Annotated in this window: 21 protein-coding genes; 8 read left to right on the top strand and 13 right to left on the bottom strand. The window is 72.8% G+C overall.

Going from position 1 to position 21,225, the window contains the following annotated elements:
- Positions 1 to 66: 66 nt before the first annotated feature.
- The 3 genes from ftsL to mraZ all read right to left on the bottom strand — a co-directional run bounded on the left by ftsL (position 67) and on the right by mraZ (position 2,254).
- On the bottom strand, positions 67 to 708 hold the full coding sequence (ftsL, locus tag ABTZ99_RS01620) for a cell division protein FtsL (protein ID WP_498781762.1): 642 nt from the start codon (positions 706 to 708) through the stop codon (positions 67 to 69).
- A complete protein-coding gene (gene rsmH, locus ABTZ99_RS01615) occupies positions 705 to 1,652 on the bottom strand; it encodes a 16S rRNA (cytosine(1402)-N(4))-methyltransferase RsmH (protein WP_498781763.1) in 948 nt (315 codons plus the stop codon). Before rsmH ends, ftsL begins: the two co-directional genes overlap by 4 nt.
- A 170-nt stretch (positions 1,653 to 1,822) precedes the next feature.
- Positions 1,823 to 2,254, bottom strand: coding sequence for a division/cell wall cluster transcriptional repressor MraZ (gene mraZ / locus ABTZ99_RS01610; RefSeq protein ID WP_053715381.1), 432 nt, complete (start codon positions 2,252 to 2,254; stop codon positions 1,823 to 1,825).
- A 460-nt stretch (positions 2,255 to 2,714) separates the two neighbouring features.
- Between mraZ and ABTZ99_RS01605 the strand changes: the two genes are divergently transcribed.
- From ABTZ99_RS01605 to ABTZ99_RS01595, 3 genes are read left to right on the top strand one after another with little or no spacing between them, the layout of a single operon-like run.
- Entirely contained in the window at positions 2,715 to 3,854 is a 1,140-nt protein-coding gene (locus ABTZ99_RS01605) for an AAA family ATPase (protein ID WP_499607313.1), read from the top strand.
- Between the two features lies 1 nt (position 3,855).
- A complete protein-coding gene (locus ABTZ99_RS01600) occupies positions 3,856 to 5,121 on the top strand; it encodes a DUF58 domain-containing protein (RefSeq protein WP_498781765.1) in 1,266 nt (421 codons plus the stop codon).
- Entirely contained in the window at positions 5,122 to 7,593 is a 2,472-nt protein-coding gene (locus ABTZ99_RS01595) for a transglutaminase TgpA family protein (protein ID WP_499607309.1), read from the top strand.
- A gap of 287 nt (positions 7,594 to 7,880) precedes the next feature.
- Here the strand turns inward: ABTZ99_RS01595 and ABTZ99_RS01590 are convergent, their stop codons facing one another.
- From ABTZ99_RS01590 to ABTZ99_RS01565, 6 genes are all read right to left on the bottom strand, one after another.
- Positions 7,881 to 8,264, bottom strand: a complete 384-nt coding sequence (locus tag ABTZ99_RS01590) for an SCO2097 family morphological protein (RefSeq protein ID WP_033437744.1) — start codon at positions 8,262 to 8,264, stop codon at positions 7,881 to 7,883.
- A gap of 938 nt (positions 8,265 to 9,202) precedes the next feature.
- Positions 9,203 to 10,120 (bottom strand): hypothetical protein, encoded by a 918-nt coding sequence (locus tag ABTZ99_RS01585; protein ID WP_499607306.1) that lies wholly within the window; start codon positions 10,118 to 10,120, stop codon positions 9,203 to 9,205.
- A 179-nt stretch (positions 10,121 to 10,299) separates the two neighbouring features.
- On the bottom strand, positions 10,300 to 10,557 hold the full coding sequence (locus tag ABTZ99_RS01580) for a hypothetical protein (RefSeq protein ID WP_498781768.1): 258 nt from the start codon (positions 10,555 to 10,557) through the stop codon (positions 10,300 to 10,302).
- An 84-nt stretch (positions 10,558 to 10,641) separates the two neighbouring features.
- Positions 10,642 to 11,283 carry a Crp/Fnr family transcriptional regulator gene (locus ABTZ99_RS01575; RefSeq protein WP_498781769.1) on the bottom strand — a complete coding sequence of 214 codons (642 nt, stop codon included), beginning with the start codon at positions 11,281 to 11,283 and terminating at the stop codon, positions 10,642 to 10,644.
- Positions 11,284 to 11,380: 97 nt separating this feature from the next.
- The gene (locus ABTZ99_RS01570) at positions 11,381 to 12,664 is read right to left on the bottom strand and encodes a DNA polymerase IV (protein ID WP_498781770.1); all 1,284 of its coding nucleotides are present in this window, start codon (positions 12,662 to 12,664) and stop codon (positions 11,381 to 11,383) included.
- 38 nt (positions 12,665 to 12,702) lie between these two features.
- A complete protein-coding gene (locus tag ABTZ99_RS01565) occupies positions 12,703 to 13,803 on the bottom strand; it encodes an amidohydrolase family protein (RefSeq protein ID WP_499607302.1) in 1,101 nt (366 codons plus the stop codon).
- 36 nt (positions 13,804 to 13,839) lie between these two features.
- On the opposite strand from ABTZ99_RS01565, the gene ABTZ99_RS01560 reads away from it, so the two are divergent.
- Positions 13,840 to 15,171, top strand: coding sequence for a glutamine synthetase family protein (locus ABTZ99_RS01560; RefSeq protein ID WP_498781772.1), 1,332 nt, complete (start codon positions 13,840 to 13,842; stop codon positions 15,169 to 15,171).
- Between the two features lie 6 nt (positions 15,172 to 15,177).
- Here the strand turns inward: ABTZ99_RS01560 and ABTZ99_RS01555 are convergent, their stop codons facing one another.
- From ABTZ99_RS01555 to ABTZ99_RS01545, 3 genes are all read right to left on the bottom strand, one after another.
- Positions 15,178 to 15,783: a sigma-70 family RNA polymerase sigma factor gene (locus ABTZ99_RS01555; RefSeq protein ID WP_498781773.1), complete on the bottom strand. Its 606-nt coding sequence runs from the start codon at positions 15,781 to 15,783 to the stop codon at positions 15,178 to 15,180.
- 201 nt (positions 15,784 to 15,984) lie between these two features.
- Positions 15,985 to 16,575, bottom strand: a complete 591-nt coding sequence (locus ABTZ99_RS01550; RefSeq protein WP_498781774.1) for a sigma-70 family RNA polymerase sigma factor — start codon at positions 16,573 to 16,575, stop codon at positions 15,985 to 15,987.
- A 79-nt stretch (positions 16,576 to 16,654) separates the two neighbouring features.
- The gene (locus tag ABTZ99_RS01545) at positions 16,655 to 17,377 is read right to left on the bottom strand and encodes a class I SAM-dependent methyltransferase (protein ID WP_498781775.1); all 723 of its coding nucleotides are present in this window, start codon (positions 17,375 to 17,377) and stop codon (positions 16,655 to 16,657) included.
- Between the two features lie 34 nt (positions 17,378 to 17,411).
- Between ABTZ99_RS01545 and ABTZ99_RS01540 the strand changes: the two genes are divergently transcribed.
- From ABTZ99_RS01540 to ABTZ99_RS01525, 4 genes are read left to right on the top strand one after another with little or no spacing between them, the layout of a single operon-like run.
- Entirely contained in the window at positions 17,412 to 18,248 is an 837-nt protein-coding gene (locus tag ABTZ99_RS01540; protein ID WP_498781776.1) for a ParA family protein, read from the top strand.
- Complete coding sequence (locus tag ABTZ99_RS01535; RefSeq protein ID WP_498781777.1) at positions 18,245 to 18,880, top strand: LysE family translocator; 636 nt, start codon at positions 18,245 to 18,247, stop codon at positions 18,878 to 18,880. Before ABTZ99_RS01540 ends, ABTZ99_RS01535 begins: the two co-directional genes overlap by 4 nt.
- Positions 18,867 to 19,661 carry a DNA-formamidopyrimidine glycosylase family protein gene (locus tag ABTZ99_RS01530; RefSeq protein WP_498781778.1) on the top strand — a complete coding sequence of 265 codons (795 nt, stop codon included), beginning with the start codon at positions 18,867 to 18,869 and terminating at the stop codon, positions 19,659 to 19,661. Before ABTZ99_RS01535 ends, ABTZ99_RS01530 begins: the two co-directional genes overlap by 14 nt.
- 10 nt (positions 19,662 to 19,671) lie before the next feature.
- Complete coding sequence (locus ABTZ99_RS01525) at positions 19,672 to 20,694, top strand: quinone-dependent dihydroorotate dehydrogenase (RefSeq protein ID WP_498781779.1); 1,023 nt, start codon at positions 19,672 to 19,674, stop codon at positions 20,692 to 20,694.
- Positions 20,695 to 20,701: 7 nt separating this feature from the next.
- On the opposite strand, the gene ABTZ99_RS01520 is transcribed toward ABTZ99_RS01525, so the two are convergent.
- A complete protein-coding gene (locus tag ABTZ99_RS01520; RefSeq protein WP_498781784.1) occupies positions 20,702 to 21,097 on the bottom strand; it encodes a MarR family winged helix-turn-helix transcriptional regulator in 396 nt (131 codons plus the stop codon).
- Between the last annotated feature and the right edge of the window lie 128 nt (positions 21,098 to 21,225).

Genomic DNA, 21,225 nt, shown 5'->3' with positions numbered 1-21,225 from the left:
GGCATCACTGACCTCCTGGTACCGGCTGTCGCACTGGTTGTTCGCGCCTGTGGTCCGAGCCTGCGTTCAGCCCTGCGGTGGCTGTTGGCCGCCCGCCTGCTGACCGGTCTGGTCGCCGGCGGGCGGTTGCTGCCCGGTCTGGTCGCCGGCCGGGGGTTGCTGCCCGGCCGGGTCCTGCGCGGGCGGCGTGGTGGACGACGTGGGCGGTGGCGGCGGCTGCACCGCGGACGGCTTGCCGTACACCTCGACCGTGCCGTCCGGCAGCTGCCGCAACCGCGCCGGATCGCCCGCCGGGACCAGGCCGAGCTTCGTCGCGGCGTCGGCGAGGCCCGGCGGCGACTCGGCCAGCGCGACCTCCCGCCGCAGCTGCTCGACCTGCCGGGCGAGCCTGGTCTCCTCGGCCCGCGCGTCCTGCAACCGGTACGAGTCCGCGGTCGCCGCGGTCGCCAGCCACATGATCGCCGCGATGCCGACGCCGAGCACGACCATCACCATCACCACGAACGGCGCCTTGGGCGCCACCGTCGGCTGGCGGGTCACCGACGGGCGGCGCTTCGACGACGTGCGCTGGGCACGCCGCGCGTAGGCCCGCTCCGCCGCGGCCGAACGGCGGCGCTCCGCCGGCACGGCCTTCAGCGCGCGTTCACGGGGCTTGGACGATCTGGCCGCGGACGGCACACCGCCGCCGGACCTCGCCGGCGCGGTCATGTCGCCTCCCGGATGCGTTCCGCCGCCCGCAGCCGCACGGAGGCGGCCCTGGGGTTCTCCTCGATCTCCTGCTCGTTCGCCTGCTCCGCGCCCCTGGTCACCATCCGCAGCTGGGGACCGTGCCCCGGCAGCTCGACCGGCAGGTCCTGCGGTGACGTCGACGTGGCCAGGGCGGTGAAGGCGCGCTTGACCATCCGGTCTTCCAACGACTGGTAGGACTCCACGACGATCCGCCCGCCGACGGCCAGCACCGACAGCGCGGCGGGCAGCGCCAGGCGCAGCGACTCCAGCTCCTCGTTCACCTCGATGCGCAGCGCCTGGAACGTCCGCTTCGCCGGGTGGCCGCCCGTCCGGCGGGTCGCCGCGGGCACCACGTCGTAGAGCAGCTCGACCAGCCGACCGCTGGTGGTGAACGGCTCGCGCTCGCGCTCCCGCGCCACGGCGCCGGCGATCTTGCGGGCGAACCGCTCCTCGCCGTAGTCGCGCAGGATCCGGGTCAGGTCGTCCACCGAGTACGTGTTCAGCACGTCGGCCGCCGTCATGCCGGTGCCCGCGCTCATCCGCATGTCCAGCGGCGCGTCCTTGGAGTAGGCGAACCCGCGCTCCTCGGCGTCCAGCTGCAGCGAGGACACCCCGAGGTCCATCAGGATCCCGTCGACCTTCGCGCCGCCGACCGCCTCGGCGATCCCGTCGTAGGTGGTCTGCACGAACTCCACGCGATCGGCGAACGGCGCCAGGCGCCGCCGCGACAGCTCGATGGCCTGCGGGTCGCGGTCCAGCCCGATCAGCCGCACGCGCGGGTGCGCCCGCAGCACCGCTTCGGAGTGCCCGCCGAGGCCGAGCGTGCAGTCGACGAACACGGCGTCCCGATCGGCCAGCGCGGGGGCCAGGAGGTCCAGGACGCGGTCGAGCAGCACCGGCACGTGACGCGCCTGCTCCACCATGTCCCCTCCCTCGATGGTCCCCCCTCACAAAGACAAGAAATTCGGGTGTCGTCAGGTCCCCGCCCGCCCGTCGGACCTGGCGCCGGGGAAGGTGCGCCAGGGCCGAAAGCCGAGCGGACCGAGGCCTCACGGCACCCGAAACCTCGAAGCAAACGACCGTTCCAGCCGATCTAGAAGACGCCGGGCAGCACCTCCTCGCGCGCCGTGGCGTAGCTGTCCTCGTGTTCCTCGAGGTAGCGCTGCCACGCCTGCGCGTCCCAGATCTCCAGCCGGTTGATCGCGCCGATGACCACGCACTCCTTGGTCAGCCCCGCGTACCGCCGCAGCTCCGGTGCGATCGACACCCGGCCCTGGCCGTCCGGCCGCTGCTCGTCCGTCCCCGCGAACAGGTAGCGCTGGTAGGCGCGGACGGCCTCGTTGGTGAACGGAGCGTCCGCGACCTTGCGCGCCATCTGCTCGAACTCCGCCCGGGGGAACACGTAGAGGCAGTGGTCCTGGCCCTTGGTGACCATGAGACCCCCCGCTAGCGCGTCCCGGAACTTCGCAGGCAGCGTCAGTCGGCCCTTGTCGTCCAGCCTCGGGTAGTGCGTGCCCAGGAACACGGCGCCCACCTCCCGACGCCGGAAGCTTCACTTCCGACCGGCAGTGGAGCCCCCGTCTGCCCCACCGGCCGCCACAGTACCCCACTTTTCACCACAGTCAACGCTGAAACGGGTGGTTGCACGGCCTGTGGCGAAGCGTTTACGCAGGTAGAACGAAGATGTCCACCGTGGAGGGTGGTGGGGGACGCCGAGCGCGACCACCTCCGCGGGTGAGCCGAACCGGCCCGAACTCCACCCGGATGGCCCAGTGAAATCGGGCAAAACCGGTTCGCCGGCGGCCGCGGTGGGGAATCGTGGTGGGGTGCGGTGAACCGGCCGGCTCGGCGGGCCGTGGAACCCACGAGCACGAAACTGTTCAATCGGTGTAGGGCGCTTCGCCCTGGTTTGACACACTGCGTGAAACGCTCACCGCCACCGCGAACCGGTCGCGGTAGGGCCGCGCCCTGCTCCAGGAGGTCGAGTGACTCCGAGTACACAGCCAGCCGCGCTGCCAGAACACTCCTACGGGGGCAGCGGCGCGCCGGCGGGCAACCAGGCGAACCCCGTCGGCGGGGCCGACACCCGCGCCGCGCACGCCAACCACGTGCCGCCGGTCCGGGAAGAAGCGCTCGCCGAGCTGCACGCCGCGGTCGGGCGGATCGCCGCCAACGTGGAGAAGGTCATCGTCGGCAAGCCCGACGTCGTCCGGGTCGCGCTGGTCACCCTGCTGGCCGAGGGCCACCTGCTGGTCGAGGACGTGCCCGGCGTCGGCAAGACCTCGCTGGCCAAGGCGCTGGCCCGGTCCATCGACTGCACCGTGAGCCGCATCCAGTTCACCCCGGACCTGCTGCCGAGCGACATCACCGGCGTGTCGATCTACAACCGGCAGGACAACGACTTCGAGTTCCGCCCCGGCCCGGTGTTCGCGAACATCGTGGTGGGCGACGAGATCAACCGCGCCTCGCCGAAGACCCAGTCCGCGCTGCTGGAGTGCATGGAGGAGCACCAGGTCACGGTCGACGGGCAGACCTACCCGCTCGGCGCGCCGTTCATGGTGATCGCCACGCAGAACCCGATCGAGATGGAGGGCACCTACGCCCTGCCCGAGGCCCAGCGCGACCGGTTCACCGCGCGGGTCTCCATCGGGTACCCGGACCCGGCGGCCGAGCTGGCGATGGTGGACGAGCACGCGGGCCACGACCCGATGGCCGACCTGCGGCCGGTGTCCGACGCCGAGCAGGTGCTGCGGCTGGTCAACGTGGTGCGGCGGGTGCACCTGTCGCCGGAGATCCGCCGGTACGCGGTGGAGCTGGTCGGCGCCACCCGGCGGCTGCCCGAGCTGCGGCTGGGCGCGTCGCCGCGCTCGACGTTGCAGCTGGTGCGGGCGGCCCGGGCGCAGGCCGCGCTGGCCGGTCGCGACTTCGTGGTGCCCGACGACATCCACGCGGTGGCGGTGCCGGTGCTGGCGCACCGCCTGGTGCTGACCGCGGAGGCGCAGGCGGCCCGCCGGTCGCCGGCCGACCTGGTCCGCAACCTGCTGCAGCGGGTGCCGGTGCCGCAGGCGGCGCTGGACCCGACCGGGCAGTTCCTGCACCACGTCAACCCGAACAACCACCGCTGACATGCGCGGAGCCCTGTCCGGGCTGACCACCCGGGGCCGGTGCCTGTTGGCCGCGGGGTTCGCGGCCGGTTTGTGCGCGGTCGTGCTCAACGAGCGGGACCTGCTGCGCGTGGCGGCGTTCGTGGTGGCCCTGCCGCTGCTGGCGGCCTGGCTGGCGCAGCGGGCCAGGGTCGGCCTGCACGCGACGCGGCTGCTGCACCCCAGCCGGGTCCAGGTGGGCTCGGCGACGGACGTCCGCGTGGAGCTGCGCAGCGCCGGACGGCTGCCGACCGGTGGGCTGCTGCTGGAGGACGCGGTGCCGTACGCGCTGGGCGCGCGCCCGCGGTTCGTGGTGGAACGGCTGCCGCGCAACATCGTGACCGTGCTGCGGTACCCGCTCAAGCCGGTGATGCGCGGCGTCCAGCAGGTGGGTCCGCTGATGGCGCGGATCACCGACCCGTTCGGCCTCGCCGAGTTCGACCGCGAGATGGCGGGTCGCAGCCGGCTGGTCGTGGTGCCGCGCGTGGTCGGGCTGACCGGCCTGCCGAGCGGTTCGGGCATGGGCTCCGGCGACGACGGCTCGATCCGGCTGCGCGCCGGTCAGGGCGAGGACGACGCGGTGGTCCGCCCCTACCGGCACGGCGACGACCTGCGGAAGGTGCACTGGCGCTCGACCGCGAGGCGCGACGAGCTGATGGTGCGGGTCGAGGAACGGCCCTGGCGCGGCGGCACGACCGTGCTGCTGGACCACCGGCTGGTCGCGCACCGGGGCAGCGGTCCCGGCGCGAGCCTGGAGTGGGCGGTCTCGCTGGCCGCGTCGATCTGCCTGCACCTGCACCGGTACGGCCACCAGGTGCGCCTGGTCGGCGACGACGGCCGGGTGCTGGCGGGCGGTCCGGGCAACAGCGGGTACAGCGACTCGGTGGTGCTGGACGCGTTGGCCGCGCTGACGCCCTCGCACCGCCGTGAGCCCGCCGCGGGGGTGGACCCGGGCGCGGGTCAGGAAGTGATCGCGATCCTCGGCGGCAGCACGCCCGCCGTGGTGGACGCGCTGGTCCGCAACCGGCCGCGCGGCATGCGCAGCCTGGCGGTGGTGATGGACGTCGCCGCGTGGGGGTCCGCGTCCGAGGAGCCGGCGCCCGACCCGGCCGACGCGCAGCGGTTGCTGAGCGGCGCGGGGTGGGGCGTGGTCGTGGCGCGGCCGTCGACGCCGATGGGACAGGTCTGGCAGGAGCTGTGCCACAGCGCGGGCAACCGCGGCCCCGTGGTGCGCACGGAGGTGGGCTAGGTGACCGGCAGGACGAGCGCGGTGGGCGCCGACAACTGGGTCGTGAACGCGACGCCCGCGGTCGCCGGGCTGGCCACGCTGTGCGCCGCGACGGCGTTGTCCAGCGTGCTCGACGGGGTGCTGTGGCTGGTGTACCTGGCCGTGGCGATCGCGGTGGTCGGCGGCACGGGCGTGCTGCTGCGCGCGACGCGGGCGGCCGCGCCGCTGGTCGCCCTCGGGCAGCTGCTGGCGTTGACGTGCCTGCTGGTGACGGTCTTCACCCGCAGCGGTGTGCTCGTCGTGCTGCCCGGTCCGCAGTCGTTGCAGGACCTGCTGGCGGTGCTCGGCAACGCGATGACCGAGGTGCAGACCGGTGTGCCGCCCGTGCCGGACAGCCCCGCCATGCGGTGCCTGGTGATGGTGGCGATCGGGCTGGTCGCGATCCTGGTGGACACCCTGGCGGTCGGCCTGGGCGCGCCCGCCGCGTCGGGGCTGGTGCTGCTGTGCGTGTTCGCGGTGCCCGCGTCGCTGGCCGACGAGATGCTGCCGCTGTGGACGTTCGTGTTCGGCGCGGGGGCGTTCGCGCTGCTGCTGGCCGTGGACGGGCAGCACCGGCACGAGGCTTGGCGCGGCCGGTTGCCCAGTGGCGGGCAGAGCGGGTCGGGACCGGCGGCGACGGCGGTGGCCGGGTTGGCCGTGGTGGTCGCGTTGCTGGCGGGCGCGGGTCTGACGCTGGTCGGCACCGTCGGTCGGCTGCCGGGCACCGGCGGGGAGGTCGGCGGCGGCAGCGGCGGGCTGGGCATCGACCCGATGACGCAGCTGCGGGGCATGCTCAACCAGGGCGCGCCGCGCGAGCTGTTCCGGGTGCGGGACATGCCGGGCACCTCGGCGTACCTGCGGGCGATGACGTTGCGCCAGTACGTGCCGGACAAGGGCTGGGAGCTGGGCGGGAACATGCCGGAGGGCGTGCCCGCGAACGGCGCGCTGCCCGAGCAGCCCGGCGATCCCGGCGGCGGCACGGCCGCCAAGGTCCGGATCGAGCCGGTGAACTGGGTGGACAACTGGCTGCCGGTGTACGGGCGGCCGCGCGGCATCCAGGAGGTCGACGACAACTGGAGGTTCGACCCGGAGCGCGGGATGGTCTACAGCGTCCGGCCCCGCAAGTCCGGGGAGTACACGCTGGAGACGGTGTTCGACACGCCGTCGGCGGACACGCTGCGGAAGGTCGACAGCCAGGTGGACATCGACCCGGCGTACCTGGAGGCGCCGGGCGTCGGTGGCCGGGTGGCGGAGTTGGCGCAGCGGATCGTGGCCGGGCACGACAACCAGTTCGACCGGGCGACGGCGTTGTACCGGTACTTCACCGACGGTACGCAGGGCTTCGAGTACAAGGTGCAGACCTCGACCACGAAGACGTCGGTCGACGCCTTGGAAGACTTCGTGTTCAACGGCAAGCAGGGGTTCTGCGAGCAGTACGCGTCGGCGATGGCGATCATGGCGCGGTCGGTCGGCATGCCGGCGCGGGTGGCGCTCGGCTTCACGGCCGGGTACGCGACCGGTGACGTGCAGACGATCACGTCGCAGGACGCGCACGCGTGGGTCGAGATCTACTTCCCCGGCTACGGCTGGATGACGTTCGACCCGACGCCGCTGGTGGACGGGCGGGGCGCGACCCCGCCGTACATCTCCGGTCTGGACGCGGACGACGAGGAGGACAACCCCAACGCCAGCGCGACGGCCACCACGACCACGACGGTGGCTCCTGGGACGTCGGCGTCCGCGTCGGCCGTGCCGGACGCGTTGGGCCAGGACGGGACGACGTCGACGGAGGAGTCGACGCCGACGTGGCACTTCGTGACGCTCGGGGTGGTCGGGCTGCTCGCGTTGCTGGCGACGGTGGCGTTGCGCGTCGGCGGGCCGCGGTCGCCGGGACAGGGGTCGAGGGGGCCCGCGTGGCTGCGTTCGGCGAGGTGGCTGCGCCCGGCGGCGTTGGTGGCGGCGTTGGTGGGTTGGGCGGTCGTGCTGACGTTGGCGGTGGCGCTGCTGTCGTGGTGGTTGGGGGCCGTGCTGGTGGTGGCGCTGGTGGTCGCGGCGCCGGCGGCCGTGCGGGCTTGGCGGCGGCAGCAGCGGTTGCGCGCGGTGTCCGGGTTGGGGCCGGACGCGGCGAGCGCGGCTTGGCAGGAGTTGGTCGCGGAGTCCGTCGACCGGGGTACGCGGGTGCCGCGCACGGAGACCGTGCGGGTGGCGGCGCGACGGTTGGTGCGGGCGCACAACCTGGACGAGCAGGGACGGGACGGGCTGCGTGCCGTGGTCGGCGCGGTGGAGCGGTCCTGGTACAGCGCGCAGGCGGCGGCGGACCCGTCGCTGCCCGGCGCGGTGGACAACGTGCGCCAAAGCCTGAACCGCAACGCACCGCTGGCGTTGAAGGCCAAGGTCCTACCCCGCTCGGTGCTCCAACCGAAGCCGCCGGAGGAGCGCGACCCCGACGAGTGATCAGGGGACGCTGAGCGGTTGGTGCGACGGTCAGAGGGCCGGGGGACTTCCCCCGGCCCTCTGACTTTTCACCGGCCTCTCCCCTTCACGGGCCTGCTCCCCCGGCCCTCTGACCTTTCCCCCTTCACGGGCCTGTTCCCCCTGCCCTCGCCCTTCGCCCGGCCCCACACGTGCCTGGCCTGAGGCCTGGGTCCGAACCTGGTCGGGCACGCAGACGGCCCGCCCCGGAGGTTCCCGGGGCGGGCCGTCTGCGTTGTTCAGTCGTTCAATCGGGGCTGTCGCGTGGACTACTCGTCCTCGAAACGGCGACGGAAACGTTCTTCCATCTTCTGTGAGAACGAGCTGCGGCTGGGCCGGCTTCCCTCTTCGCTGGGCTCTTCGGCACCCTGGTCACCACGACGCAACGTCGTCACGGTGAGCAGTACGCCGAAGAACATCAGCAGGAAGCCGACCACGCTCACCACCGGGATACCAGCGAGCTTCGGCAACATCACACCCGTCACCAGCAGTGCCACACCCACGGCGAACAACGCGATGCCTTGGATGCGACGCCGTCGGGACGGCTTGCGCAGCTTGGCACCGCGCACAGTGGATGCGAACTTCGGGTCCTCGGCGTAGAGCGCGCGCTCGATCTGGTCGAGCAGTCGCTGCTCGTGCTCGGAGAGTGGCATGGCTCCTCCTCCGGCACAGCGGTCGCGGGCGCCGGGTAATCACGGTTGCCGCCGGTCCCGGCGGACGCCCCGCCCTGGGGGCGTCACAACCAGGATACGATTCGCAAGGCTTGGCGACTACCCAGTCCGTGCCCCTAAGCGGTTCGTTCTGTCACCATCATCCTCACGGGTCAACGGTCAGACCACCGTGAGGTCGCACAAGTTGCCTCCACCTCGGCTGTCAAGGCCCAGAAAAGCTCCGATGTTCACTCCCCTGCGCGGGTGATCGAGGGCCGCAACCACCCCACTGCGGTCGTGGGACGGGCATCAAAGCCCCTCTCACCCTTCCTCCCGTCCCACGTTCGAACCTTTCGTGCACGCTCTGTAATCGCTCCGGCACCCCCTTGGCGCAGCCGGCAGAGACCAAGATCACAACCTGTCACCCGCCTCCCACCTCCCCACACCTCCTCGGCGGGCGACTGTGCGGGCCGAGTACGGAACCACGAACCGACCCCGCGACCACGTGAACATCGTTGCTAGCTCTGGGTGTTCACCTCCTTGCTGTTCGTGTTCGGCCCGGGACGATTCGGCTGGGGCGCCGAGACGGGAGGGGTCCGGACTGTCCTGGGTGGACTGCGGCCAGGTGGGGTGGGCGGCGGGTGGTTGGGACGCGCGGGGGTGGCTGTGGTGAGTCGAGGCGGTGGTTGGTGCGGATGGTCGAGTCGTGGCGGCCGGTTGGGGTCGAAGGTCAGGTGAGGGCCGCGGTTGGTCGGGCGGCGGGGCGAGGTCGGCGGGGTGAGGTCGGCGGCGGGCAGGGCTTGGCTGTGGCCGGTTGGTGGGATGTGGCCGGTGGGCGCTGCGACCGGTCGGGGGCGGCTGCAGAGCGGTGGGGGCGGCGGTTGGTCGGGCGGCGGGGCGAGGTCGGCGGCGGGCAGGGCAGTTGGGGGTTAGGGGTGGGGTCAGGGGGCGGGACTCCTTGGGGTGGGGAGGTTGGTTGCGGTGATCCGCGGCCTCGGGCGGGTGGTGGCTTGGGTGGATGCGCGTAGTAGGTCCTGGGCTACGGCGGTCGGTGATTGGCGCAGGCGGGTGGGGGTGGTGTGCAGGACGATGGCGCCGGCGGCTTGGAGGAGGTCGGCCCTGGGGGTCGGGGTGTTGAACTGCCAGGCCAGGGCTCGGTCGTTCCACCAGGCGTCGGCGATGCCCAGCGGACGGCCTTCGGCGGTGGTCAGGGGGACGCCCCAGGCCGGTGGTGGCAGGGGGAGGTCGTCCAGGACGGCTTTGGCCCAGGCTTGGGGCACCGACCGCACGCCGTCGGCCAGTTCGGAGAGGACCTGTCTGGCCTGTTCCGACGACCTGGCCAGCCCGGCCTTGAGGTCGGCTACGGGCACCCCGCCGTGGCGCACCACCTCGGTCAGCACGGCTCGGATGTCGTCACGCTGGTTCAGCGCCTTCGCGGTGTCGATGGCGGCCCTGGCCAGTGGTGCGGTCAGGAAACCTCGGCGCAGCACCGGGTCGGGTAAACGGCGGACCCGGGTGATCCGGACCTTCGCGGCCGGTTCCAGGGCGCGGTTGACGAGGATCTGGACCGGGCCGGTGGCCGGCAGTGCCCGCAAGCCGTGCAGTTGCAGCGCGTCCACGCCGGTGAGCAGGGTTTGCGGGCCGCCGTAGCGCAGCGCCGCGCGGACCAGTTGCGCCCGCGTCGGCGGTGTTCGGGCCAGCAGCAGGATTCCCGGCAGGACGTGCTGCCACGGGCCCTGCGGCCGGCAGCGGACGGCCAGTTCGCCGCTCGGCAGACCCAGGCTCAGCAGCTCCGACGCGGTGGCGACGCGGTGGGGGAAGAGACCGCCCAGGGCGTCCAGGTCGATGGTGGTTCGCATGTGTCCACCATCGGCGGTCGGGGTGGGGTGGTCGATGGGGAGATCGCGAACTGTGGACAACTCGGTGGGCTGTGGACAACTCGCCGGCGACCCGGACGAAAAGAGGCCTTCCGCAGACCCGACCGTCTGCGGAAGGCCTCAGCGAACGGCGGCCACCCCTCGTTGGCCACCGCGTGGCTTCAGAGGCGCACGAGGTCCTCGTGGATCTCCACGTCCAGCTCGCGGCGGACGGAGCGGACCTCGCGCCAGGCGTCGTACACGGCGACCAGGCCGCCCGCGAGCACGAAGGAGACGGCGAGCGCGACCACACCGTCGAGATCGGACTTGACGACGACCACCACGGCGGCCCACACCATGACGGCGGTGAAGACGAGAGTGGTCGCGAGGCGTTCGGTGAACCGCCGGCGGGACCTGGCAGGCTCCTCGATGTGGTTCATGACTCCCCCTCTGAACTCGGCTGATGACTCATTTGTAGGAGTTCCGCCGCCCGAGTTCTGCGTCAGATGACGCACAAGGGGAAATCAGTTGGTGAAGTCGTAGAGCCTGCTCACCTGATGGATGTCGATCTTCCGCCGCCCGGTGCTGATGATGCCCTCCTCGCGCAGTCCGCGCAGCACCCGCACGAGCGATTCCCGCGACGTGCCGGCGATGCCCGCGAGTTCCTCCTGGCTCAACGCGATCGCGCCCTGGTCGGCGATCCCCCGCTCCAGCGCCACGTCGATGAGCACGGCGGCGACGCGCTGCGTGGCCGTGCCGCTGATCTGCACGCGCTGGCGGTCCGTGTCACGTTGCCGCGACACCACGACGATCAGCACGGACCACGCGATGCGCGGGTACCGCTGGCACAGCCCGGCGAACGAACCGGCCGACAGCACCAGCGCCCGCACCTGGCCCAAGGCCCGCACGGTCGCCGAACGCGGCCGCCCGTCGACCGCCGAGCGCTCACCGACGATGTCACCGGCCCCGCGCACCGCCAGCACCTTCTCGCTGCCGTTCGCCGTGGTCGCGGTCACCCGCAGCAGACCTCGGCGCACCACCAGCACGTGCCGGGTCACCTCACCCTCGTAGCAGACCACGGAGCCGGACGGGTAGTCGCGCTCGACGCCCGTCGCCAGGAGCACCTCGTGCTCGGAGGGCGTGAGCAGACCCCAGAACCGATCCACGTCACCACTGTGCCGGGTGATCGACGCGCGAGCCCTCGATCAGGCCCGCGACCACCCGAACGGCGCGGGCAACGGGGTCGGGAAGCCGAACAGGCGATCAGTCGCCGCGCTCCGGCTTGGGCTCGTCGTGCCCCGACCTGCCCGGTCCCTGGCCCAGCAGCGAGGCCGGTCGGATCGCCGCCGTGCCGAACCTGGACCGCGCCTGGTCGGCCGCCTGCTCCGCCTCGCGCCAGCCGCGCTCCGGCGCGTCGAACATCAGCTGCTCGCCGTCGTCGCCCTCGACCAGCTGCTCGATCCGCACGCCGATCAACCGCACCGCGCCGGGCGGCACCTGCTCGTCCAGCAGGGTCGACGCCGTCTTGTAGACCTCCTGCGTCACGTCCGTCGCCACCCGCAACGTCTTCGACCGCGTGATCGTGGTGAAGTCGGAGAACCGCACCTTGATCGACACCGTGCGCCCGCGCAGCCCCCTGGACCGCAACGTCGCCGCCGAGCGCTCCGACAGCCGCAGCAGCTCCCGGCGCAGCAGCTCCCGGTCGAAGTGGTCGACCTCGAAGGTCTCCTCCGCGCCGATCGACTTCTCCCGCGTGGACGGCACCACCGGCCGGTCGTCGTGCCCCTGCGCCAGCGCGTGCAGGTGCTCGGCCAACGCCACGCCGATCAGCCTGCGCAGGCGCGGCAACGGCGTCGCGGCCACGTCCGCCACCGTCTCCAGTCCCACCCGGTCCAGGTTCTCGGCCGTGCGCTGACCCACGCCCCACAGCGCCGACACCGGCAACGGGTGCAGGAACGACAGCACCTCGTCGCGCGGCACGACCATGAACCCGTCCGGTTTGCACATCCCGGACGCGAGCTTGGCCAGGAACTTCGTCGGCGCCACGCCCACCGAGCAGGTGATCCCGTGCGCCTGCTGCACCTGCTCGCGGATCAGCTTCGCGATCTCGCCCGGGGTGGCGCGCATCCGCTTCAGCGCGCCGCTCACGTCGAGGAACGCCTCGTCCAGGCTCAACGGCTCCACCAGCGGCGTGATGTCGCGGAAGATCGACATCACCCCGCGCGAGACCTCCTGGTACCGGGCGAAGTTCGGCGGCACGAACACCGCGTGCGGCGCGAGCCTGCGGGCGTGCGAGGTCGGCATGGCGGACCGCACGCCGAACTCGCGGGCGATGTAGTTCGCCGACGCGACCACGCCCCGGTTCGCCGTGCCGCCCACGACCACCGGTTTGCGCGCCAGCTCCGGCCGGTCGCGGATCTCGACCGACGCGTAGAAGGCGTCCATGTCCACGTGCAGCATCGAGCAGCCGGTGTCGTCCGGCCAGACGTCGCCGCGGGCGAGGAAGCGATCGACCAGACCGCGCGGCAGGTTCGCGCTGCGGCCCACGACCACCTCCGTCCTGACCCGAACACCCGTTCGAGACTCTACGCCAAGCGGTAGGCCCGCTGCGCGTTCTCCCACCCGATCAGGTGGGCGATCCGCTCCGCGTCCGCCAGGGCGAAAGCATGGTCCCGCAGACCGGCCGAGAGGAAGTCCGACAACGCGCGGCGGAAGAACAGCGCGCCCAGGTAGTACAGCTCGGCCAGCGCGAACGCGTCGGTGGAGAACAGGAACTTCCCGAACGGCACGATCTCCAACGCCTCGGCCAGCACCCGGCTCGCCCGGTGCGCCACCGTGTGCGTGGCCAACCCCAGGTCCACGAACACGTGCGGGAACACCTGCGCCAGGTAACCGGCGGTGCGGTGGAACGGGTAGTTGTGCAGCAGCATGATCGGCACGCCCAGCGGCGCCGTCGCCCGCAGCAGGTCCGTGAGCAGCGACGGGTCGCACCGGTGCAGCGACAGGTCCGCGTCCCCGTAGCCGACGTGGAACTGCACGGGCAGCCCCCGGTCCAGCGCCTCCCACACCAGGAACCGGCTGATCACCTCGTCCGCGCACCGGGTCGAGCCGGCTCTCAGCCACCGGTCGGCCGCCGCCACCACCTCGGCGTCCGCGGGTCGTGACGGGTCGAGGTCCAGCCCCACCCGGTAGGCCGCGATCGACTTCGCCGCGACCGCCGACGACGAGTCCAACGCCGCCCGCACCCGCGCCGGGAACCCCGAGGCGCCCTCGGGCACGACCGCCTCCGCCACCCGCTCCAGCCGCAGCACGCGATGTTCACGCGATCCGGTGAACGAGGCGGGCCCCACGAACCCCTCCGGCCAGACCCCGTCGTCCACCAGGAACGTCGAGATCTCCGCCGCCGACACCAGCGCCCGGTTCACCTCGGCCGCACCCAGCGACCGCCGCCGCGCCACGTACTCGTCGGCGGGCGCGAGGACCGGCAGATCCAGCAAAGGCGCACACCAGCGCCGCACCGCGAGCCCCAGCGACGAGTCGAACAACGACGTGCCCAACGGCGACGCGGACTCGGCCTCGGTCAGGTTGGACTCGAAGCCGTCCCGGTCGAGGTCGACGCCCAGCACCCCGTGGCAGTGGTGGTCCACGAGGCGCAACGACGCCACGCACGGCAGCAGATGGTCCACTTGTTGAACAGTAGTGACCTGGTGTAACCACGCACGATGGACACCGCGGAGCGGGAACACCGACGTGCGCTGGCGGCCGAGATGGTGGACGACCTGCTGGAGCGGGACGTCGTGGCGGTCGCACTGACCTGGGTCGACCACAGCGGCATCACGCGGGTGAAGTCCGTGCCGCTCGCGGGGCTGCCCAGAGCCGCCGCGGACGGCGTGGGCGCGTCGCCGGTGTTCGACGCGTTCCTGCTGGACGACACGATCGTCTCCGGGCGGCACGCCGGCGGGCCGGTCGGCGACCTGCGGCTGCACCCCGACCTGGACCGGCTCACCGTGCTCGCGGGCCAGCCGGGCTGGGCGTGGGCGCCCGCCGACCGCTTCGACCAGCAGGGCGAGCCGCACCCGCAGGACGAACGCGGCCTGGCCAGGGCGGTGGCCGACCGCCTCACCGTGCACGGCTACGAGGTCCAGGCGGGTTTCGAGGTCGAGTGGGTCGTCGGGCAGGGCGACACCGACGAGTTCCGGCCCGCCACCACCGGGCCCGCCTACGGCCACGCGCGCCAGGTCGAGCTGTCCGACTACGCCGCGGACCTGCTGTCGGCGCTGGCCGAGCAGGACGTCGAGGTGCTCCAGTTCCACCCCGAGTACGCGCCGTCCCAGTTCGAGCTGTCCACCACGCCCGAGGACCCGGTGCACGCGGCGGACACGTCGGTGCTGGTGCGGGAGACGATCCGGGCCATCACGCTGCGGCACGGCATGCGGGCGTCGTTCTCGCCGAAGGTCACCGCCGACGGCGTCGGCAACGGCGGGCACCTGCACCTGAGCCTGTGGCGCGACGGCCGCAGCCTGTTCCAGGACGGCGAGAGCTGGTTCGGGCTGACCGAGGACGCCGACGCGTTCGCCGCGGGTGTGCTGCGCCGGCTGCCGGCGCTGTGCGCGATCGGCGCGCCGTCGGTGGCCAGCTACCTGCGGCTGGTGCCGCGGCACTGGGCGGGCGCGTTCGCCGTGTGGGGCCTGGAGAACCGGGAGGCGGCGCTGCGCCTGGTCGCGGGTCGCGACCTGGAGGTCAAGTGCTACGACCTGTCGGCGAACCCGTACCTCGTGGTGGCGGCCACGATGGCGGCGGGCCTGGCCGGGATCGTGGAGCAGGCGCGGCTGCCCGAGCCGGTCGGGGTGGACCCGGCCGCGCTGCCGGAGGCCGAGCGCCTGCCGACGTGCCTGGAGGACGCCGTGGCGGCGTTCGAGGCGGACGAGGCGCTGACCGAGGCGTTCGGCGCGGAGTTCGCCGCGACGATCGCCGACGTGCGGCGCGGCGAGATCGCCCGGTTGGCCGACTGCCCGCCGGAGGAGGTCGCCGCGCTGACCCGCTGGCGGCACTGAACGCCGTCAAGCGTCGTGCCGGGCCTCGTCCAACGCCTTGCGCAACCGGGTCAGGGCCCGGTGCTGGGCCACCCGCACGGCGCCGGGCGTCGAGCCGACCGCCTCGGCGGTCTCCTCGGCGGACAGGCCGAGGACCACCCGCAGCACCAGGATCTCCCGCTGCCGGGCCGGCAGGACGTCGAGCAGCTGCCCCATCCGATCGGACAGCTCACCCTGCAACGCCCGCTGCTCGGGCCCCGGTTCGAGGCCCGCGCTGTCGGGCAGCTCCGGCACGGACTCGGCGCGGTTGCGCGCCGACGCGCGGTGCGCGTCGGCCACCTTGTGCGCCGCGATCCCGTACACGAACGCCATGAACGGCCGGCCCTGCTCGCGGTAGTTGGGCAACGCCTTCAGCACGGCGAGGCAGACCTCCTGGGCCACGTCCTCCGCCGACGCCGACGACCGCTGCCCGTGCCCGACCCTGGCCCGGCAGTACTTCACGATCACGGGTCTGATCGCGGCCAGCAACGCGTCGACCGCCCGCCGGTCGCCGCGGACCGCCCCTTCGACGTACGCCTCCGGTCCCCCCTCCACCCTTGCCGCCGAGGAGGACGCCACGTCCTCGCTCCGCACCGACCTCACCGACCGGAATCCCGGCACAACCGACACACCAACCACCATCGCCGCCATCGCGAGCTCCTCGGCGTCCGCGCGCTGGACGCCCCTCGGGGGCACATGCGAACGCGACGCCGACCGCACACGCGGATGACGCGACTCACACGAAGTTACCCCGAATGGCCGCGTTTAGTCCCCGTTCGGACTAGTGGCGGCCCACTATCGGACGCGCTGCGTGATCGAGGACCGTTCGATCTCTCTTCGGAGCCGGGTCAACGCCCGGTGCTGCGCGACGCGGACCGCGCCGGGCGTGGCGTCGACGGCGACGGCGGTCTCATCGGCCGTGAGGCCGACCACCACCCGCAGCGCGAGGATCTCCCGCTGCTTGTCCGGCAGCAGGCGCAGCAGCTCGCCCATCCGCTGCGCCAGCTCCACGCGCAACGCCGTCTGCTCTGGGCCCGCGCGCTCGTCGTCCGGGCCGTCGGGCACCTCCGGCACCGGCTCGGCCCGGTTGCGCAACGCCGCGCGGTGCGCGTCCGCCACCTTGTGCGCCGCGATGCCGTACACGAACGCCAGGAACGGCCGGCCGTGGTCCTTGTACGTCGGCAACGCGGTCAACAGCGCCAGGCACACCTCCTGGGCCACGTCGTCGGCCGACGTGGACGACCGCTCGTGCCCGCCGACGCGGGCGCGGCAGTACCGCACCACCAGCGGGCGGACGGCGGCCAGCAGCGACGCGACCGCCCGGCGGTCGCCGGCGACGGCGGCGCGCACCTCGTCTTCCAGGTCCTCGGGCGCGGTGGCGGCCATCAGCCGGCCCCGGCTAAGTGCGGGTCTCCCATGGCGGGTCCTCTGCGGATAGGCGGCGGAGGACTCCGTTCTACCGCACTCAGGCCGGCTTTCGGCCCATGAGGTGCAACCGGGCGGCCACGTCGCGCAGCGGCGGGCGGGTCGACGCGGCCAGTTCCAGCTCGGCCAACGCCTCCGCGGCGCCGGGATTGGCCTCCAGCACGGCCCCCGGCACCAGGTCGGACACCACGCCGTGGCCCTGGACCAGCTCCACCTTCAGCCCCGCGGCCACCACCGACGCCTCCAACCCGGCCACGTCGAACCGGCGCAGCAGCGGGTCGCGGGTGCCGACGAGCTGACCGGCCTCGTCGTCCAGCAGCCGGCGCGCGTCCACCAGCCGGCCCGCGATGGCCCGGTGCAGCACGGCCGCGTACCGGTTCGCCACCAGCAACGACACCGCCCCGCCCGGGGTCGCGGCGGCGGCCAGCGCGGCCAGCGCGACGCCGACGTCGTCCACGACCTCCAGCAGGCCGTGGGCCAGCACCAGGTCCGCCGAGGCGTCCCGGTCCAGCGCGTCGGTGTCGCCCTGAACCGCGGTGACGCGGTCCAGCACGCCTTCGTCGGCCGCACGGCGGTGCAACGTCGCCAGCGCGTCGGGGCTCGGGTCGATCACCGTCACGGTGCACCCGGCCACGGCCAGCGGCACGGCCCAGACGCCGCTGCCACCGCCGACGTCGAGCACGCGCGGCGGTTCACCGCCCCGGCGGTCCCGCGCGGCGGTCAGCTCGGCGTCGAGCACCCTGTGTACGGCGTCCGGTCGCATGGACGTAGAGCGTAAGGGCCGTAGGCTGCACTACGTGCATACGGTGGCGGTGCTCAGCCTCAAGGGTGGCGTTGGGAAGACGACGGTCGCGCTCGGTCTCGCGTCGGCGGCGCTTCGGCGTGGCGTCCGGACGCTGGTCATCGACCTGGATCCGCAGTGCAACGCCACCTCCACGCTGGAACCGGATGACACCGAGGCCAGCATCTACGACGTCCTGCAGGACCCGAGCCGCGACACGGTGGACAAGGCGATCGCGCCCAGCGCGTGGGGCGACGGCGTGGACGTGCTCGCCGGTTCGGAGGACGCGGAGTCGCTGAACCACCCCGACCCGGGCGAGACGCGGCTCGGCAGGCTGCGCGAGGCGCTGCGCCTGCTGCAGGACGACGAGGACCCCTACCAGCTGGTGCTGCTGGACTGCCCGCCGTCGCTCGGTCAGCTGACCCGGTCGGCCCTGGTCGCGGCGGACCGCGCGCTGCTGGTGACGGAGCCGACGATGTTCGCGGTGGCGGGCGTGCAGCGGGCGTTCGAGGCGGTGCAGGCCGAACGCGAGCACAACGAGGACCTGCAGCCGTTGGGCGTGGTGGTGAACCGGGTGCGGCCGAGGTCGCACGAGCACCAGTTCCGCATCGACGAGCTGCGGGACATCTTCGGGCCGCTGGTGATGCCGGTGGCGTTGCCGGACCGGCTCGCGGTGCAGCAGGCGCAGGGCGCGTGCATGCCGATCCACGAGTGGGGCACGCCGGGCGCGCGCGAGGTGGCCTTGGCGTTCAACCTGCTGCTGGCCCGGATACTGCGGATCAGCCGGAGCAGACGCAGGGCCGTGCACCACGACTTCAACGACGAGGAGATCGAGGAAGCGGTGGAGGCGTGAGCACGACCGCCGTCCTCGCGTTCACGGTCGCCGCCGTCCTGCTCACGATCACGCCGGGCCTGGACACCATGATGCTGCTGCGCATGGTGCTCGGCGGCGGGCGCAAGGCCGGGGTCGTCGGCGGGTTCGGCACCACGCTCGGCTGCCTGGTGTGGGGCGCGGCGAGCATCGCCGGGCTGACCGCGCTGCTGGTGGCGTCTCAACTCGCCTACGACGTGGTGCGCTACGCGGGTGCGGCGTACCTGCTGTGGCTCGGCGGGTCGGCGCTGTGGAAGTCGTGGCGCGGCGGCGCGTTCGACCGGCCGGCCGACGTCCTCGCGATCACGCCGGCGCAGGCGTTGCGGACCGGGTTCACCACGAACCTGCTCAACCCCAAGATCGGCGTGTTCTACCTGAGCCTGCTCCCCCAGTTCCTGCCGTCAGACCAGGCGTCGGCCGGGTGGGGCGCGCTGCTGGTCGGCGTGCACGTGGCGATCGGCCAGGTGTGGCAGCTCGTCGTGGTGTGGCTCGCCGGGCGTGCGGTGGTCGTGCTGGCGAAGCCCGCGGTTCGGCGGTGGACCGAGCGGCTGACCGCGTCCGTGCTGGTCGGGTTCGGCCTCAAGATGGCGTTCGACAGCGGTGCCCGAGGGTGACACGGTCTTCCTGGCCGGGCAGCGCCTGAACGAGGCGCTGGCCGGCCGCCGGCTCCTGCGCGGCGAGCTCCGCCACCCGAAGTGGGCCACCGCCGACCTCAGCGGGCGGGACGTGCTCCAGGTGCGTTCGGTCGGCAAGCACCTGTTCACCCGGTTCTCCGGCGACCTGAGCCTGCACAGCCACTTCCGGATGGACGGCGCGTGGCACCTCTACCGGCCGGGCGAGCGCTGGCGGCGTCCCGGCCACCAGGTGCGGGCGCTGCTGGAGGTGCCCGACCGGGTCGCGGTGGGGTTCGCGCTGCACGACCTGGAACTGCTGCCGACCGACCAGGAGTCGCGGCTGGTGGGCCACCTGGGCCCGGACCTGCTGGGTGAGTGGGACGACGGGCGCGCGGCCGAGGCGGTCGCCAGGCTGGCCGCGGACCCGGACCGCGAACTGGGGCTCGCCCTGCTCGACCAGCGGGTGATGGCGGGCGTGGGGAACCTCTACAAAGCCGAGGTGTGCTTCCTGCTCGGGGTGTCGCCGTGGAGCCCGGTGTCGGCGGTGGACCCGGCGGAGGCGGTGCGGCTGGCGCGCAAGCTGCTGCTGGCCAACGCGTGGCGGCCGGAGCAGAGCACCACCGGTCAGCTGGGACGCGGGCGGCAGCACTGGGTGTTCGAGCGGGGCGGCAAGCCGTGCCTGCGCTGCGGGACCAGGGTGCGCGTCGGCGGGCAGGGCGCGGGCGTGCTGGAGCGTCCCGCGTACTGGTGCCCGCGCTGCCAGCCAGGGCCGATCGCTTAGGGTTACCGCCGTGGTCTACAAGAGCGTGGTGCGCAAGGCGTTGTTCCGGATGCACGGCGGGGACGCGGAGCGGGTCCACGAGACCACTCTCGGCGTGATGGCGAAGCTGAGCCCGGCGGCGAAGCTCGTGAAGCGCAAGCCCGCCTCGCCGCGCACGGTCTTCGGCGTGCGGTTCCCGAACCCGGTCGGCCTCGCCGCCGGACTGGACAAGAACGGCCGGGCGCTGCCCGCGTGGGCCGCGCTCGGGTTCGGGTTCGTCGAGGTCGGCACGGTCACCCGGCACGCGCAGCCCGGCAACCCGAAGCCGCGCCTGTTCCGGCTGCGCGACAGCGAGGCGATCATCAACCGGATGGGCTTCAACAACGACGGCGCGCTGGAGCTGGCCAACCGGCTCGACCGCCTCGGCCCGCTGTCCGTGCCGCTGGGCATCAGCCTGGGCAAGTCCAAGGTCACGCCGGTCGAGGAGGCCGTGGAGGACTACCGGACGTCCCTGCGCGCGCTGTACCGGCACGGCGACTACTTCGCGATCAACATCAGCTCGCCCAACACGCCGGGCCTGCGCAGCCTCCAGGACCGCGGCGCGTTGACCGAGCTGCTGTCGGCCCTCAACGCCACCGCCCGCGAGCTGGCCGGTGCGAAGCCGCGCAAGCCGATCCTGGTCAAGATCGCGCCCGACCTGACCGACGAGGCGATCGCCGAGCTGCTGGAGGTGTGCGCCGCGCACGAGGTCAGCGGCCTGATCGCGACCAACACCACGTTGTCGCGCGACGGCCTGGCGCCGGCCGACCGGCGGCTGGCGGGCGAGGCGGGCGGGCTGAGCGGCAGGCCGTTGACCGAACGCGCCCGCGAGGTGGTGCGGTTCGTGAGCCGGGAGACCGACGGCAAGCTGCCGATCATCGGCGTCGGCGGCATCGCGAGCCCCGACGACGCGAAGCGGATGCTGGACGCGGGCGCGAGCCTGATCCAGCTCTACACGGCGTTCATCTACGAGGGCCCCGGGTTGGTGCACCGCATCAACCGCGCGCTGCGGTGAGGCGACCTCACTCGTCCAGCGCGTCCTCGTAGGCCTTGAAGGTCTCCACGAACACCCGGCGCTGATCGGGCGTCAACGGCTCCAGCGCCGTCCGCCACGCCCGCGCGCCCCTGGCCAGCCACGCGTCGATCGCGGGCCGCATGGCGTCGGTGATGCTGACGATCCGCTTGCGGCGGTCCTCGTCGTCCTCACGGCGTTCCAGCACGCCTTTGCGGCTCAGCTCGGCCACCATCAGGCTGACCGTGGTCGGCGCCACCTCCAGCCGCTTGGCCAGGTCGTTCACCGTCGCCGGGCCGTCGAACAGCAGGTAGGACAGCAGCGTCAGGTGCCGCGGGGCGAGCGCCAGGGACTCCAGCTCCGCGGGCACCTTGATCCGCTTCGCCCGGCCCACGATGCGCGGCATGAGCAGCAACAACGCCCGGATGGCGTCATCGGTGGTTGACACCGGACACCGGCCTCCTTACCTTTGACCTCAAAGAGGCTTTGCCTTCAAAGCCAAGCTGCCGTGACCGTTCAGACTAGTGGGGGCAC

This window comes from Actinosynnema sp. NPDC002837 (assembly GCF_040295345.1).
Taxonomy (GTDB): Bacteria; Actinomycetota; Actinomycetes; order Mycobacteriales; family Pseudonocardiaceae; genus Actinosynnema.
Note: the sequence above shows the minus strand (reverse complement) of the source record. Positions and strands in the feature narration are given on the sequence as shown.

Bases quoted from the DNA above. Each gene is read 5' to 3' on its own strand.
- ftsL (WP_498781762.1), bottom strand. From the start codon at position 708: ATGACCGCGCCGGCGAGGTCCGGCGGCGGTGTGCCGTCCGCGGCCAGA.
- rsmH (WP_498781763.1), bottom strand. From the start codon at position 1,652: ATGGTGGAGCAGGCGCGTCACGTGCCGGTGCTGCTCGACCGCGTCCTG.
- ABTZ99_RS01600 (WP_498781765.1), top strand. From the start codon at position 3,856: ATGCGCGGAGCCCTGTCCGGGCTGACCACCCGGGGCCGGTGCCTGTTG.
- ABTZ99_RS01590 (WP_033437744.1), bottom strand. From the start codon at position 8,264: ATGCCACTCTCCGAGCACGAGCAGCGACTGCTCGACCAGATCGAGCGC.
- ABTZ99_RS01585 (WP_499607306.1), bottom strand. From the start codon at position 10,120: ATGCGAACCACCATCGACCTGGACGCCCTGGGCGGTCTCTTCCCCCAC.
- ABTZ99_RS01580 (WP_498781768.1), bottom strand. From the start codon at position 10,557: ATGAACCACATCGAGGAGCCTGCCAGGTCCCGCCGGCGGTTCACCGAA.
- ABTZ99_RS01560 (WP_498781772.1), top strand. From the start codon at position 13,840: ATGGACACCGCGGAGCGGGAACACCGACGTGCGCTGGCGGCCGAGATG.
- ABTZ99_RS01550 (WP_498781774.1), bottom strand. From the start codon at position 16,575: ATGGCCGCCACCGCGCCCGAGGACCTGGAAGACGAGGTGCGCGCCGCC.
- ABTZ99_RS01545 (WP_498781775.1), bottom strand. From the start codon at position 17,377: ATGCGACCGGACGCCGTACACAGGGTGCTCGACGCCGAGCTGACCGCC.
- ABTZ99_RS01520 (WP_498781784.1), bottom strand. From the start codon at position 21,097: ATGCCGCGCATCGTGGGCCGGGCGAAGCGGATCAAGGTGCCCGCGGAG.